At 63.1% G+C, this 14261-nt stretch carries 15 protein-coding genes; 6 read left to right on the top strand and 9 right to left on the bottom strand.

The window, feature by feature from the left end:
- Nucleotides 1–22 precede the first annotated feature (22 nt).
- Genes ACQ4WR_RS04960 through ACQ4WR_RS04950 form a run of 3 tightly spaced genes read left to right on the top strand, consistent with a single transcriptional unit; the run spans nt 23 to nt 3422 of the window.
- Nucleotides 23–1117 carry an alcohol dehydrogenase catalytic domain-containing protein gene (locus ACQ4WR_RS04960; protein WP_436485681.1) on the top strand — a complete coding sequence of 365 codons (1095 nt, stop codon included), beginning with the start codon at nt 23–25 and terminating at the stop codon, nt 1115–1117.
- Between the two features lie 14 nt (nt 1118–1131).
- The gene (locus ACQ4WR_RS04955) at nt 1132–2682 is read left to right on the top strand and encodes an FGGY-family carbohydrate kinase (protein WP_436485680.1); all 1551 of its coding nucleotides are present in this window, start codon (nt 1132–1134) and stop codon (nt 2680–2682) included.
- A gap of 2 nt (nt 2683–2684) precedes the next feature.
- Entirely contained in the window at nt 2685–3422 is a 738-nt protein-coding gene (locus tag ACQ4WR_RS04950; RefSeq protein WP_180979318.1) for an SDR family oxidoreductase, read from the top strand.
- Between the two features lie 11 nt (nt 3423–3433).
- On the opposite strand, the gene ACQ4WR_RS04945 is transcribed toward ACQ4WR_RS04950, so the two are convergent.
- Together ACQ4WR_RS04945 and corA are read right to left on the bottom strand one after the other, a co-directional pair.
- The gene (locus ACQ4WR_RS04945) at nt 3434–4162 is read right to left on the bottom strand and encodes an HAD family hydrolase (protein ID WP_436485679.1); all 729 of its coding nucleotides are present in this window, start codon (nt 4160–4162) and stop codon (nt 3434–3436) included.
- 313 nt (nt 4163–4475) lie between these two features.
- The gene (gene corA / locus ACQ4WR_RS04940) at nt 4476–5441 is read right to left on the bottom strand and encodes a magnesium/cobalt transporter CorA (RefSeq protein WP_034746658.1); all 966 of its coding nucleotides are present in this window, start codon (nt 5439–5441) and stop codon (nt 4476–4478) included.
- Between corA and ACQ4WR_RS04935 the strand changes: the two genes are divergently transcribed.
- Entirely contained in the window at nt 5440–5607 is a 168-nt protein-coding gene (locus ACQ4WR_RS04935) for a hypothetical protein (protein ID WP_436485678.1), read from the top strand. The genes corA and ACQ4WR_RS04935 overlap by 2 nt on opposite strands.
- A gap of 46 nt (nt 5608–5653) precedes the next feature.
- Here the strand turns inward: ACQ4WR_RS04935 and mtgA are convergent, their stop codons facing one another.
- The 7 genes from mtgA to mpl form a co-directional block, all read right to left on the bottom strand.
- Nucleotides 5654–6382 (bottom strand): monofunctional biosynthetic peptidoglycan transglycosylase, encoded by a 729-nt coding sequence (gene mtgA, locus ACQ4WR_RS04930; RefSeq protein ID WP_102293275.1) that lies wholly within the window; start codon nt 6380–6382, stop codon nt 5654–5656.
- The gene (gene aroE / locus ACQ4WR_RS04925) at nt 6379–7206 is read right to left on the bottom strand and encodes a shikimate dehydrogenase (RefSeq protein WP_436485676.1); all 828 of its coding nucleotides are present in this window, start codon (nt 7204–7206) and stop codon (nt 6379–6381) included. Before aroE ends, mtgA begins: the two co-directional genes overlap by 4 nt.
- An 11-nt stretch (nt 7207–7217) precedes the next feature.
- Nucleotides 7218–8075 carry an energy transducer TonB family protein gene (locus ACQ4WR_RS04920; protein ID WP_436486102.1) on the bottom strand — a complete coding sequence of 286 codons (858 nt, stop codon included), beginning with the start codon at nt 8073–8075 and terminating at the stop codon, nt 7218–7220.
- Nucleotides 8076–8207: 132 nt separating this feature from the next.
- A complete protein-coding gene (locus tag ACQ4WR_RS04915) occupies nt 8208–10304 on the bottom strand; it encodes an RNB domain-containing ribonuclease (protein ID WP_436485675.1) in 2097 nt (698 codons plus the stop codon).
- A 2-nt stretch (nt 10305–10306) separates the two neighbouring features.
- The gene (locus tag ACQ4WR_RS04910; protein WP_436485673.1) at nt 10307–10921 is read right to left on the bottom strand and encodes a chorismate--pyruvate lyase family protein; all 615 of its coding nucleotides are present in this window, start codon (nt 10919–10921) and stop codon (nt 10307–10309) included.
- Nucleotides 10918–11502 (bottom strand): YqiA/YcfP family alpha/beta fold hydrolase, encoded by a 585-nt coding sequence (locus ACQ4WR_RS04905; RefSeq protein ID WP_436485672.1) that lies wholly within the window; start codon nt 11500–11502, stop codon nt 10918–10920. Before ACQ4WR_RS04905 ends, ACQ4WR_RS04910 begins: the two co-directional genes overlap by 4 nt.
- The gene (mpl, locus tag ACQ4WR_RS04900; RefSeq protein WP_436485670.1) at nt 11499–12875 is read right to left on the bottom strand and encodes a UDP-N-acetylmuramate:L-alanyl-gamma-D-glutamyl-meso-diaminopimelate ligase; all 1377 of its coding nucleotides are present in this window, start codon (nt 12873–12875) and stop codon (nt 11499–11501) included. The genes ACQ4WR_RS04905 and mpl overlap by 4 nt, the downstream gene beginning before the upstream one ends.
- 146 nt (nt 12876–13021) lie before the next feature.
- Between mpl and ACQ4WR_RS04895 the strand changes: the two genes are divergently transcribed.
- Both ACQ4WR_RS04895 and ACQ4WR_RS04890 read left to right on the top strand, forming a co-directional pair.
- Nucleotides 13022–13672 carry a hypothetical protein gene (locus ACQ4WR_RS04895; RefSeq protein WP_436485668.1) on the top strand — a complete coding sequence of 217 codons (651 nt, stop codon included), beginning with the start codon at nt 13022–13024 and terminating at the stop codon, nt 13670–13672.
- A gap of 31 nt (nt 13673–13703) precedes the next feature.
- Complete coding sequence (locus ACQ4WR_RS04890; RefSeq protein ID WP_102293268.1) at nt 13704–14249, top strand: TlpA family protein disulfide reductase; 546 nt, start codon at nt 13704–13706, stop codon at nt 14247–14249.
- The last annotated feature ends 12 nt before the right edge of the window (nt 14250–14261 follow it).

The raw sequence follows: 14261 nt of genomic DNA, 5'->3' as shown, positions 1-14261 counted from the left end.
CCTTTACCATTTGGAGCCTGTCATGAAGTACACCGAAGTCGAGATGCAAGCCGTGGTCTGCCACGGTCCGAAAGACTACCGCCTGCAGAAAATCACCCGCCCCAGGCCGCGCCTGAACGAGCTGCTGATCCGTATCGCCGCCTGCGGCATCTGCGCCAGCGACTGCAAATGCCACTCGGGCGCCGCCATGTTCTGGGGCGGCGACGGCCAGCCGTCGTGGGTCAAGCCGCCCGTCGTGCCCGGCCATGAATTCTTCGGCTACGTGGTCGAGGCGGGAGAGCACGGCGAAGAACACTTCGGCGTGAAAGTGGGAGACCGCATCATTGCCGAGCAGATCGTGCCTTGCGGCAAGTGCCGCTTTTGCAAATCGGGCAAATATTGGATGTGCGAAGTGCACAATATCTTCGGCTTCCAGCGCGAAGTGGCCGATGGCGGCATGGCCGAATACATGCGCATCCCGCCCACGGGCCTTGTGCACAAGATTCCCGAGAGCATCTCGCTGGAAGACGCGGCCATCATCGAGCCGATGGCGTGCGCCATCCACACGGTCAACCGCGCCGAGGTGCAGCTCGACGACGTGGTGGTGATCGCCGGCGCCGGGCCGCTGGGCCTGATGATGACGCAGATCGCCGCCCTCAAGACGCCAAAGAAACTGGTGGTCATCGACATGGTGCCGGAACGCCTGGCGCTGGCGCGCGAGTATGGCGCCCACGTCACCATTAACCCCGCCACCGACGATGCGCTGGCCATCATCCACGGCTTGACGGACGGCTATGGCTGCGATGTGTATATCGAGACGACGGGCGTGCCGGCCGGCGTGACGCAGGGCTTGAATGTGATCCGCAAGCTGGGCCGCTTCGTGGAATTCAGCGTATTCGGCAAGGAAACCAGCGCCGACTGGTCCATCATCGGCGACCGCAAGGAACTCGACGTGCGCGGCGCCCACCTGGGCCCGTACTGCTACCCGATCGCTATCGACCTGCTGGAGCGCGGACTGGTCACGTCGAAAGGCATCGTCACGCACGACTTTCCGCTGGAAGACTGGGAGCAGGCGTTCGCGCTGGCCAACTCGCTCGATTCCATCAAGGTTTTGCTGAAACCAGCGACACACACTTGAACGGAGAAGCCGGCATGGATTACGTCATCGGTGTCGATATCGGCACGCAAAGCACCAAGGCCCTGCTGGTTTCCAGCGGCGGCGCCATCGTCGCCCAGCATGCGCACGCTTACCAGGTCGACACGCCGCGCCCTCTGTGGGCTGAACAGTGGCCGGCCGTGTGGTATGACGCCGTGGTGGCGTGCGTGCGACACGTGCTGCAAACGGGCGGGGTGCCGGCGGCAAGCATCAAGGCCATCTGCGTGAGCAGCCTGTACGGCGGCTCAGGCATTCCCGTCGATGCCGCCATGCAGCCGCTGCATGCGTGCCTGCTCTGGATGGACCGGCGCGCCACCGCCGAGGTGGAATGGGTCAATCAGCATGTCGACCTGGACACCTTGTACGACATCACCGGCAACGGCGTCGACAGTTATTACGGCTACACCAAGATGCTGTGGCTCAAGCGCCACCGGCCCGACGTGTGGGACAGCACGCGCTATTTCCTGCCACCCAACAGCTACATCAATTACCTGCTGACGGGGGAAGTGGCCGTCGACCATAGTTCGGCCGGCAATATCGGCGGCGTGTACGACCTGGCCGCGCGCAGCTGGTCGGCCCCCATGCTCGACGCGCTGGGCATCCCCGCGCACATGATGCCCGAACGCCTGCTCGACTCGTCCGAGGTGGTGGGCGCGCTGCTGCCGCTGGCGGCGCAGCAGCTCGGTTTGCTGCCGGGCACGCCCGTCATCGCCGGCGGGGTCGACGCGGCCGTGGCCACCTTCGCCGCCGGTGCCAGCCGCGCAGGCCAGCAAGTGGCCATGATCGGCACGAGCATGTGCTGGGGCTATATCCACCAGCAGACCGATGCGCGCCATGGGCTGATCAGCATGCCGCACGTGTTCAACAGCCAGTCCGACCTGTATGTATTCGGCGGCGCCATCACGGCCGGCGCGTCCGTCAGCTGGTTCCGCGACGAGTTTTGCCAGGCCGACGTGGAAGCGGCCAGGCGGCTGGGCCATGCCGATGCGCACCAGTTGATGGAAGAGCAGGCGCAGGCCGTGCCGCCCGGCGCCGATGGCGTGCTGTTCCTGCCCTATCTGATGGGCGAGCGCAGCCCCATCTGGGATGCCAGGGCCAGCGGCGCCTTCCTGGGCCTGAGCCTGTACCACAGCCGCGCCCATCTGTACCGCGCCGTGCTCGAAGGCGTGAGCTTTGCCCTGCAACACAATATCGTCACGGGCACCCGGGGCATGGGCACGGTCGCGCTCGACGACAAGCTGATCGTCGTCGGCGGCGCCGCGCACTCGCCGCTGTGGATGCAGATCATTGCCGACATCACCGATTACCCCGTCTACACCATCGCGGAAAACGTCGAGGCGGCGCTGGGCGCGGCCTTGCTGGCGGCGCTGGGAACCGGCCTGGTCGGCAAGGAAGCGGCGCAGCGCGGCTGGGTCACCCTGGTGCCGCGCAGCACCCCGCAAGCGGGCGCCAGCGAAGCCTACCGCCGCGTCTTTGACCTTTACCGCGATGCCTACCCTGCCTTGCGGCCCCTGATGCACCGCATCAACAACACCAACCCCACCTGAGGATCACCATGCTATTCGATTTCCGCCACAAGAAATTCATCGTCACGGGCGCTTCCAGCGGCATCGGCCTGGTCACGGCGCGCATGCTCAGCGCGGCCGGCGCGCGCGTCATTGCCGTCGGGCAAAATGCCGAGCGGCTGGCGGCGCTGGCCGAGGAAACCGGCTGCGAGCCGCTGCAACTCGACATCAGCGACAGCGATGCCATGGCGGCCGCACTGGCGCCGCTGCGCAATATCGATGGCCTGGTCAATTGTTCCGGCATCTCGCAACTCGGTCCCAGCCTGGAAGTGGAGGCCGCCAGCTTCGACCGCGTGATGGTGGTCAATGCGCGCGGCGCGGCCATGATGGCGCGCCATGTGGCGCAAGGCATGTTGCGCGAAGGGCGTCCGGGCAGCATCGTGAATGTCTCGAGCCAGGCGGCACTGGTGGCGCTCGAGCATCATCTGGCGTACTGCGCCTCGAAGGCGGCCATGGATGCGATCACCCGCAGCCTGTGCCTGGAACTGGGGCCGCACGGCATCCGCGTCAACAGTGTCAATCCCACCGTGACCCTGACGCCGATGGCGGAACGGGACTGGAGCGACCCCGTAAAAAGCGGCCCCATGCTGGCGGCCATTCCGCTGCGCCGTTTCGCCACCTCGGAAGAGGTCGCCAAGCCCATTCTGTTCCTGCTCAGCGACGCCGCCGCCATGATCAGCGGCGTCAGCCTGCCGGTCGATGGCGGCTATACCTGCCGCTGAAGTACTTGCAATTAAGCCGATTGCCGCTCGGCAGCCGGTTGCAGCAGGGCCGCCACCAGCGCCGGCAGCCCGGCCATGTCCTGGAACACGAGATGCGCGCCGGCCGCCTTCAGGCGCGCTTCCTGGCCGGGGGCGATATGCCCGCCGCCAATGAATCCCAGTACCGTCATGCCCGCCGCCACGGCGGCCGTCACGCCCGTGACGCTGTCTTCCAGCACCAAGCATTGGCTTGGCGGCACGCCGAAGGCGGCCGCCGCCGCCAGGTAGACGCCCGGATGCGGCTTGGCATGGCCGACCAGGTCCGGCGTGAACACGCGGTTCTCGAACAAGGGCGCCATGCCAGTGCGTTCCAGCGCCGACAGCACGCGCGCGCTGACGCTGTTCGAGGCCACGGCCTTGGGCAGAGGAATGGCGGCCAGCGCCTGCGCCACGCCGGGCACGGCACGCAGCTGCGCATCGCAGGCCGCATCGACGGCATTGCCGATGGCCATGATGTCATCTGCCGGCAATGGCGGCAGGCCCAGATCCTTGTAGATATCCTGCATCAGCGGCACCAGGCGCTGGCCCAGGCGCGGCTCGATCAAGCCTTGCAGCGTGATGCCTTCGGGCAGGTTCGGTAAACGCGGTCCCAGCAACTCCAGCAGCGCTTGCAGGGCCACGGCCTCGCTGTCGATCAGCACGCCATCGCAGTCGCTGATCAAGTGGGTAAAGCGCAATGGGGTGGTAGCGGTATCAGGCATGGATTCTCCAGAAGACAACGGTGACGGGAAATGCGGCGGCCAGCCGGCACAGGCCGGCACCGCAATGAGCATAGGTGGAACAGGCGGCCATGGCCACGCCAAAAGCAAGCCGGTAGCGATACTTTTTTGCAAAGGACATGAGACAAAGTACGCGGCACACGGCGGCGGGCATGCAGGGGCAACGACAATACCACTTCAATACCACGCAATACCAGTGATTATCGCCGATTTTTGAAATGGCTGCCTTTGCCTGCTCAGCCGGGACAGGCCCGCTGGCGGTACTGGAGCGCGGGCGCGCCCCAGTTTCTGGCGCTTACTTCAGCCAGCCGCGGTGGCGGAAATACAGGAAGGGTGCGATGGCGCTGGTAATCATCAGGCCCCAGGCCCACGGGTAGCCGAACGACCATTCCAGCTCCGGCATCAGCTTGAAGTTCATGCCGTACACGCTGGCGATCAGGGTCGGCGGCAGGAAGGCCACGCTGGCCACCGAGAAGATCTTGATGATCTTGTTCTGGTTGATGTTAATGAAACCGACGGTCGCATCCATCAGGAAGTTGATCTTGTCGAACAGGAAAGAGGTGTGGCCATCCAGCGATTCGATGTCACGCAAAATCTGCCGCGCTTCCTCGAACTGCTCCGAATTCAACAAGCGACCGCGCATCAGGAAGCTCACGGCGCGGCGCGTATCCATCATGTTGCGGCGGATACGGCCATTCAAATCTTCCTCGTGGGCAATCGCGTTCAGCGCTTCGGCCGCGTGCGCATCGGTAAATTCCTTTTGCAGCACGCGCGTGCTGACTTCTTCCAGGTTCTGGTAGATGCCTTCGAGCACGTCGGCCGAATATTCGGCATCGGTGGCGTACAGGTCGAGCAGCACATCCATGTAGTCGGCGATCGAACCGGGCCGCGAGCGGGCGCGCATGCGCACCAGGCGGAACACGGGCAGGTCGTCCGTATGCATGGAAAACAGGATCTTGCGGGCAAGAATGAACGCCACGGTGATGACGCGCGAGGGGCCGTCGTCTTCTTCGCGCAGGAAGTCCGTGCGCAGGTGCAAGTCGCCGTTTTCCGCTTCGTAATAGCGGGCCGACGCTTCAATATCCTTGACTTCGTCTTCGCCCGGCAGGGTGACGTTGTAGATGGCCTTGACCCAGGCCCGTTCATCATCGGTGGGGTCGGTCAGGTCGACCCACACCGGTTCGGCATTTTCGAGGTCTGCGCGGCTGTCGATCGGCACCTGGTTGAGCCGGCCATTCTGTAATACAAAGACATTGATCATGCGCGCTCTCAGCCGGATGTTGGGTTATCGTGATGTGCTGGCGCTGGCGCCAAAAATGAAAACAGCGCAAGTGTACCCGCAAAGGCCTTTTCACGACCACCCCTCCACCATGCTTTTTCACGGAAAATGTGTGGCAATGCCGCATTACGATGCTGCGCCGCAATAGTGCCAATTCGGCAGCTTTGGTTTAATGCAAACGAATCGGGCCGCCCTCAAGGCAATTCGGCCGCGCCCATGCGCCGCAGGATCACGCCGGTGCGCCGGTTCAGGTAGCCGGTGTCGCGGTGGCGGTCATAAAAACGGGGGTTCGGCAGCATGACGGCCAGTTTCGCCGCCTGCGCCGCGCTCAGGCTGGCCGCGCTGACGTGGTAGTAGTGGCGCGCCGCCGCTTCGGCGCCGAAGATGCCCGTGCCAAACTCCACCACGTTCAGATAAATCTCGAAAATGCGCTGCTTGTCCATCAGGCTTTCCAGCATGTAGGTGATGATCAGTTCCTGGCCCTTGCGCACATAGCTGCGCGAACCGGACAGGAACAGATTTTTCGCCAGCTGCTGCGTAATGGTGGAGCCGCCGGCCACGACCTTCTGCTTCTTGCTGTTTTTTTCATACGCCTTTTGCAAGGCATCCCAGTCCACGCCTTCATGCTCGGAGAAATTAGCGTCTTCCGAGGCGATGATGGCGCGTTTCAGGTTGTTCGAGATGCGGTTGTACGGCACCCAGGTCTGCTTGATAGTGGCGTTCGGGTTCTTCTCCTGCAAGACCGACAGCTGTTCGCGCATGAAAGCCGTGCTGGATGGATTGTGGTCGACCCACCACCAGATTTGCAGGAAGAAATACAGTTGCACGACGATAAACGCCAGCACGGGCACGATGAACAGCCACTTGATCCAGCCGTAGCGGCTGCCGCCGCCCTTGCGGTTGCCCTTCTTGCCGCCGCTCACAGGGCGTTGCGCAACTGCGCCAGCAAATCCTGCGTGTCCGGCCGCACGCCGCGCCACACATAAAACGCTTCGGCCGCCTGCTCCACCAGCATGCCCAGGCCATCGCGCACCTGCGCACCATGCTGGGCGGCAAAGTCCATGAAGACGGTGGGCTGGGCGCCATACATCATGTCCAGCGCCAGGGTCTGGCTGCCGAAGACGGTGACGGGCACGGGCGGCAAGTCGCCCGCCAGGCTGGCCGAGGTGGCGTTGATGACGATATCGAACACGCCCTCGGGCTGCTCGAAACCGCCGGCGCGCAGCTGTTCCGGATGCGCCAGCGCATCGGCAAATTGCACCACCAGCGCGGCGGCCGTTGCCACGGTGCGGTTGGCAATGAACAGTTCCTGCGGTCCCTGTTCCAGCAAGGGCAGCACCACGCCGCGCGCGGCGCCGCCCGCGCCCAGCAGCAGGACACGCTTGCCGGCGATGGCCACGCCGGCGTTGCGCAGGATATCGGCCACCAGGCCCGCGCCATCCGTATTGTCGCCAAGAATGGCGTCGCCATCGAAACGCAGGGTATTGACGGCGCCGGCCGCCTTGGCCCTCGGCGTGAGCTCGGTAGCCAGCGCGCAGGCGTCAAGCTTGAAGGGCACCGTCACGTTCGCGCCCTTGCCGCCCTCGGCGGCAAAGCTGCGGGCGGCCAGCACAAAGCCATCCAGCGGCGCCAGCCGGCGTTCATAGACGATGGCCTCGCCCGTCTGCAGGGCAAAGGCGGCGTGAATCAGGGGGGACTTGCTGTGGGCGATGGGATTGCCGAAGACGCAATAATGATCAGGATTCATTTCTTTTTTGCTCAATTGCTGCCGCCAGTCAGGTTAGCTTCCATTTTTTCTTCGCGGGTAAATTTGAAACGGGTGATCACCACCCACAGGTCATCTTTATCGCTCGACAACATATTCGGTGGGAAACGGCCAAACGGCGCGGCTCGGCGCACGATGGCCAGGGCGGCCGCGTCCAGCGCCGGGTTGCCCGAGCTTTTTTCCACGCGGGCGCCGCCCTCTTTCTGGTAAATCGTGCCGTCCTGGAAGATGGGGATGTACACGACCAGTTCGCCATACATCTTGCGGCCATTCTTTTGCGGAAAATTCAGCGTGCCGATTTCCTCGATGCGCTTTTGCAGGGTCTTGTAATACATGGCATAGCCGACCTCCTGCGTGCTGGGCGTAATGAAGGTCTTGCGCGGTCGCTTGTTCTGGTCTTCCACGGTCTGGCTGATCTCGGCTGCCATGCGCGCGATGGCCTTGCTGCTTTCCATCAAGTCCGAGCCGCTGGCCAGGGGATTGGGCTTGTCTTTTTCCGTCACGGGCGCGGCGCTGTAGGGCGTGGGCTTGGCCGCCTGCGTCAGCAATTCCTGCTGCTTCTGCTCCAGCTCGGCAATGCGCCGCGCGCTGGCCTTGACGCTGTCGCCCTCTTCCACCTTGCGCATGTCGGGCAAGGGCGACTTGGCGCGGCCCTTGTCGGCCTGGCCGCCACCGTCGAGGCTGGCCTGCGCCAGCGCGTCGGCTTTCAGCGGTTTATTCGCATGCTTGGCATTGACGAGGATCACTTCCAGGCCGGGATCGGTGGCGACGGCCCGCTGCGGCGCCGGGGCGACAAAATGCATCGCCAGCAAGGCGCCGTGCGCCAGCAGCGATACCGCCACGGCTATCATCAGGAAACGATTCTCTCGGAAAGACTTCACGCGCAACCCAGTTCAAACACACCATGCAAGATGGCTGAATTCTACGTCAAAGGGCGGCGCCGGCAACAGTTTTCGGCACCGCCTCGCAGCCTTGCGCTCGCCTTACTTGACCTCGGGTTCGCTGACCACGTCTTCGCTGGCCAGTTCCGCCACGTCCGCGTCGGCATCGCTGACCCGGTTGGCCGCTTCCGCCGATGCTTGCGGCGCGGCGTCGCCGTCCTCGGCAACATCGGCCGCGTCGTCGCCCGTCTCTTCCTCGTAGTCGAGCTCGGCATTGTCCGCCGCATCCGGCACGGCAGCGATTTCCAGCAGGCGCGCTTCGATGCTCAGGTCGACTTCATCCCAGCGCAGCAAATCCAGTTTCACTTGCGCGCCGCGCGCCACCGATGGCATGCCCGGCAGCTTGATGACCAGCGGAATGTCGACCAGGCGCAGGATTTCGTCTTTCAGCACGACAGCATCGACCTGGCGCGCGTTTTCCTGGTGCAGCCAGCGCAGGCACCAGTAGCGTTCCATGTTCGACTGGAAATCCCCATACGCGGCATACGCCGCGTCAAACGCCGAGACGATGGCGAACAGGTTGGCGTCGCGCGGCTTGAACGGCGCCACCAGCGGCGCCGTCACGCCGTGCTCGGCACAGGCGATGATTTGCCACTGGTTCACCAGATCCGTATAGCGGCGCAGGGGCGAGGTGCTCCATGCGTACTGGTCCACGCCCAGGCCCTGGTGCGGGGCAGCATGAGTAACCATGCGCACCTGCATCTTTGCCGCCCAGCTATTGCCCGTGCCGCCGCCCTGGCTGCGGTAGATGCCCGGCACGCCATGGTCGTGCAGCATCTTGCCCCAGGTACTGTTGGCAAAAATCATCAGTTCCGCGACGATCTTGTCCAGCGGCGCGCCACGCTTGCGGCGTGCCACGGTAACGATGTCGTTTTCCACATAGAAATTGAAATCGACGCGGTTGTTCTGTTCCGGCTTCAGGCCAAACGCTTCGCGCTTCTTCATGCGGCCCTGTTCCAGCTGCTGCGCCCATTGCCACAGGATGGCGAAGTCGGCCTTGTGCGGATACTCTCCCTCGCCGCTGGCCAGGGTTTCCTCGTTGACCAGGTCATCGAGCTGGTTATGGCGCAAATTGCTGGCGATCGGCACCAGCTCGGCGACGGTATGCGTGCTGACGACGGCCCACTCCGCTTTCGGATCGAGCGTGGCGTACAGCGACAGGGCCGGGCAGGTCGTGCCTTCCGCCAGGGTGAAGGCGTTGACGACTTCATCGGGCAGCATGGTGATCTTGTCGCCAGGCATGTAGACGGTGGACATGCGCTGGCGCGCCATCTTGTCGATCACGTCTTCCGGGCGGATGCCGAGGCCCGGCGCGGCGATGTGGATGCCCACTTTCACTGTGCCGTCCGGCAATGGCTGCACGGAGAAGGCGTCGTCGATCTCGGTGGTGGTCACGTCGTCGATCGAGAAAGCGGCCACGTCGGCCAGCGGCAGCTTGGCCGTCACGGACGGCACGGGCACGCTCGGGAAGCCGGCGCCTTTCGGGAAATTCTCGAAAAGGAATTTCGACAGGTGCAAGTCTTTAGGCGAAGCAATGCCACCGACGGCCAGCATCAGGCGCGGCGGCGTCGTGTGCAATTCCGTGCAGGCCGCTTCCAGCGCCTTGTATTCGATCGTGTTCTTGTCCGGCTTGAACAGCAGTTGCAGCACCATCGGCTGCATCGATGCGGGCAAGCGGTTCTGCTTCAGCTCTTCCACATAGCTTGCCTGCACCAGCGCCTGCTGCTTTTTCTTTTCGATGCCGGCCAGGGCCGCTTTCAGCGACGCTTCCGGCGCCGCCTTGTAGCGGCCACGGCCCTTCTTGTAGAAATACACGGGCGCCGAATGCAGGGCCAGGATCAGGCCGGCCGCTTCCGGCGGCAAGGGAGCGTGGCCGAAATACTCGGCGCCCAGCTCGGCAAAGCCGAACTCGTCTTCGCCCGCCACTTCCCACAGGAAGTCGAGGTCGATCTCGGCAGCCACGGCCTTGGCCTGCTCCAGCAGCTCGGCAGGGGCCGGTTTTTCATACTGCAGCAGCACGTCCTTGATCTTGACCTTGGTGCGCTTGCCGCTGGCCATTTCAACCTGGTAGGCCTCACCCGCTTGCGACAGGACCGTGCCGACCTTGAAATCGCCGGATTCTTCAAAAAATAGATTCATTATTATGCTTTGTTCATTAATGTGTCGGTTGCAGCGGTGCGAGTGACAGGATGCAACTCAAACACCGCCGGCAAAAATACTTCGGTTACCAGCAGCAATCCCTGGTGACGCTGATACAGGCAGCGGCGGGCAAAAAACAGCGCCTGCTCGTCGGCGCACCGCCCTTCCAATGCCAGCGCCGCCTGGGCCCGCTGTACCAGCGGGTGCCCGGCGCGCAAGCGGGCAAATTCCAATTCACCGCGGCGTACCATGCGGTCGCCAAACAGGGTCGTGCCCAGCGAACGTTCGCCCAGCGCTGAAAACAGCGGCCAATCCGTGGCCGTGGCCTGCATGGGCACGACCGTATGGCCAAACACGGCCGGCTTGTTATCACACCGCAACAACACCTCGCGTTCCCAGACCCGGCCCGCGCGGTGCAGGCCGATGCTGGCGGCCTCGTCGCTCAGGCAACGCGCCGTTTCCTGATGCAAACATTGCACGCGAAAGGCCTGGCTGTGCGCTTTCAGCTTGGCCGTCAGCGAGCCGCCGCCCGTCAGCCAGTGGCGCAGGGCGGAAGGTGCATTGACGGCATTCACATGCGCATGCCACTGCGCCTGGCGCAAGGACCCCGGCCTCACCGGCCCGCTTCCACGTCGATGCCGGCAAAAGCCAGCACGGGCGCCACGTAATCGGCAAATTCGCTGATGCCGTGATCGCTGCCGTCGATGACGATCTGCTGCGCACCTTGATAATGCGCCAGCATGTCGCGGTAGTCGAGCACTTCATCGCCGGTGGCGGCAATCAGGAAATAGCGTTGCGGCTCAGTTATTTTCTCTACAGCAAACGTGCGCAGCTCGTCGATATACTCGCGCTTGAACTCGAATGGCTTGTCCGAATGAAACTCGGTCGTCACGCCCACATGCTGCTCCAGGTCGATCAGGGGCACGATGGCGGGATTGAGCAGCACGGCGCGGCAACCGAGCTGTTCCGCCAGCCAGGTGGCGTAATAGCCGCCCAGCGAGGAGCCGATGATCGTCAACTCTGCCGGCGCCACATGCTTGACCAGCGACAGGGCCAGCTCGATGGCCAGCTTCGGCGACGCCGGCAATTGCGGGCACAGCCATTGCGCCTCGCGGCCCAGCGCCTGCATCTGCGCGGCCAGCAGGCGCGACTTCATCGACAATGGCGACGAGCGGAATCCATGCAGATACAGAATCATCGGCCCAGGGCCTCCAGCAACTTCTGGTGCACGCCGCCAAAGCCGCCATTGCTCATGACGACGATCTGGTCGCCGGGACGGGCGCTGGCCGCCACGGCCGCCACCAGGGTATCGATGTCTTCATGGGCGCTGGCGATCTTGCCCAGCGGCGCCAGCGCTTCGCCCAGGCTCCAGCCCAGCGCGGCATGGCTGCCAAAACCGAAGACCAGGTCGGCATCCTTCAGGCTGCCCGGCAGCGCATCTTTCATGGCGCCCAGCTTCATGGTGTTCGAGCGCGGTTCCAGCACGGCCAGGATACGGGCGCTGTCGCCGACTTTCTGCCGCAAGCCGCCCACGGTGGTGGCAATGGCCGTCGGATGGTGGGCGAAATCGTCGTACACGGTAATGTCGTTGACGACGCCGCGCACTTCCATGCGGCGCTTGACGCTCTCGAAGGTGGCCAGCGAGGCGCACGCCTGGGCAATCGGCACGCCCACGTGGCGCGCGGCGGCGATGGCGGCCAGCGCATTGCTGCGGTTGTGCTTGCCCGTCAGGGCCCACGCCACATGACCGGACTGCCGGCCATTGAAGTACACATCGAAGCTGCCGTCGGCCTGCTCTTGCAGCTGCCAGTTGGCATCCTGGCCGAAACTTTCCTTTTCGCTCCAGCAGCCGCGCGCCAGCACGCGCTGCAGCGACGCCTCATCGCCATTGAAGACGAGGCGGCCAATGCCGGGCACGGTGCGCACCAGGTGGTGAAATTGCGTCTCGATCGCGTGCAGATCGGGGAAGATGTCGGCGTGATCGTATTCCAGGTTGTTCATGACGGCAGTCTTCGCATGGTAGTGCACGAATTTGCTGCGCTTGTCGAAGAAGGCCGTGTCGTACTCATCGGCTTCGATGACGAAGAAGTCGGAATCGGCGCTCTTGCCATCAATCTTGCCGCTGAGGCGGGCGGAAATGCCAAAGTTCATCGGCACGCCGCCGATCAAAAAGCCTGGTGCATAGCCGGCGTCTTCAAGTATCCACGCCAGCATGGCCGAGGTGGTGGTCTTGCCATGCGTCCCGGCCACGGCCAGTACCCACTTGTTGCGTAATATATGTTCGCCGATCCACTGCGGGCCGGAGACGTACGGCAAGCTGCGGTTGAGAATCTCTTCCACCAGCGGATTGCCACGCGACACCACATTACCAATCACATACAAATCCGGGTTCAGCCTGGTTTGTTCCGGGTCGAAACCCTGGATCAGTTCGATTCCCTGCGATTCCAGCTGGGTGCTCATCGGCGGATAGACGTTGGCATCGCAACCGGTAACTTTATGGCCGGCTTCCTTGGCCAGGACAGCCAGGCCGCCCATGAAGGTACCGCAAATGCCGAGAATATGAATATGCATGTAATCAGTGCGAAAGGTGCGCGGTGAACGCGGTTAAGTAACAGTCAGGCAATGGTCAAGCCAGTAAGACGCCGGGATAAAAAACAGCAAGTGTGAGATTTTACCCGACGCCATGGCTTTTTCCGCTTCGGAGTATCATCTCGGTCATGACGACTGATGCATTTGACGATAGCGCGCTCGTGCGCCTGGAAATTGCCGCCGCCGCCGCGCGCCTGGTGGCGCAGGATGGCGCCGACTATGGCAGCGCCAAGCGCAAGGCGGCGCGGCAGGTGCTGGGCGACGCGCCCGGCCGGCCCAATCTGCTGCCGGACAACGACATGATCGAGGAGCAGGTGCGGCAATATAACGCCCTGTTCCTGGCCGACAGCCAGCCGGCGCGACTGTTCCAGCTGCGCACCATCGCCCTGCAGGTGATGGAGGCGTTGCAACAATTTCATCCCCTGCTCAGCGGCCCCGTGCTCAACGGCACTGCCGGCCCGCACGACGAAATCTACCTGCAGCTGTTTGCCGAGAGCGCCAAGGATATCCACATCTTCCTGCTGAATAAAAATGTGCTGCTCGACATGTCGGAAAGCCCGCATTTCAAGGGGGCGCGTTATGATGCGGTCGAGACTGCCAGCTTCCTGTGGAAAAACGAAGGCGTGCACGCGGCCATGTATGAGCTCGATGACATGCGCGGCGCCCTGAAGCCCAAGGATGGCAAGGTGCTGCGCACCGATATCGCGGGATTGCGCAGCCTGCTCGCCGCCGGCCTGGCCGATGGCGCGCCGCCAGCGCCGGCCAATGCCGATCAATGAATACTTACCACTGATATAGACTAGATAGAACATGACAAAAAAGAACTGGATCGCCTGCGCCATCGTTGCCCTGATGTTTGGCGGCATGGGCGCGTATGTCGGCTTGCATAAAGAGAAGGCGGCACCGCTGACGACCACCGTCGCGCCCGGGGCCACGGGACCCGTGAATGCACTGTATGCGCTGTCGCTGCCGGATGCGGCCGGCGCCACGCAAGCCTTGTCACAATGGAAAGGTAAGAATCTGCTGGTGAATTTCTGGGCGCCATGGTGCCCACCCTGCGTGGAAGAAATGCCGGAATTGTCCGAAGTACAAGGCCACTATGCGGCGAAAAATCTGCAAGTGATCGGTATCGGCATCGATTCGGCCAGCAATATTGCCACCTTTGCCAGCAAGGTCAAGATCGCCTATCCTGTGTATGTGTCCGGCATGAGCGGCACCGACCTGTCGCGCCATTTTGGCAATACGACGGGCGGTTTGCCCTTTACGGTGCTGATCGGCGCCGATGGCGAAGTCAAAAAGACCTATCTGGGGCGCTTGAAATTTGATCAGTTGCGCGCCGATCTGGACAATTTGTAAATTCGGAGCGTG

The sequence above is a fragment of the Janthinobacterium amylolyticum genome (assembly GCF_051380655.1).
GTDB lineage: Bacteria > Pseudomonadota > Gammaproteobacteria > Burkholderiales > Burkholderiaceae_D > Janthinobacterium.
The sequence above is the reverse complement of the archived record's forward strand: the minus strand, read 5'-3'. Positions and strand labels throughout refer to the sequence as shown.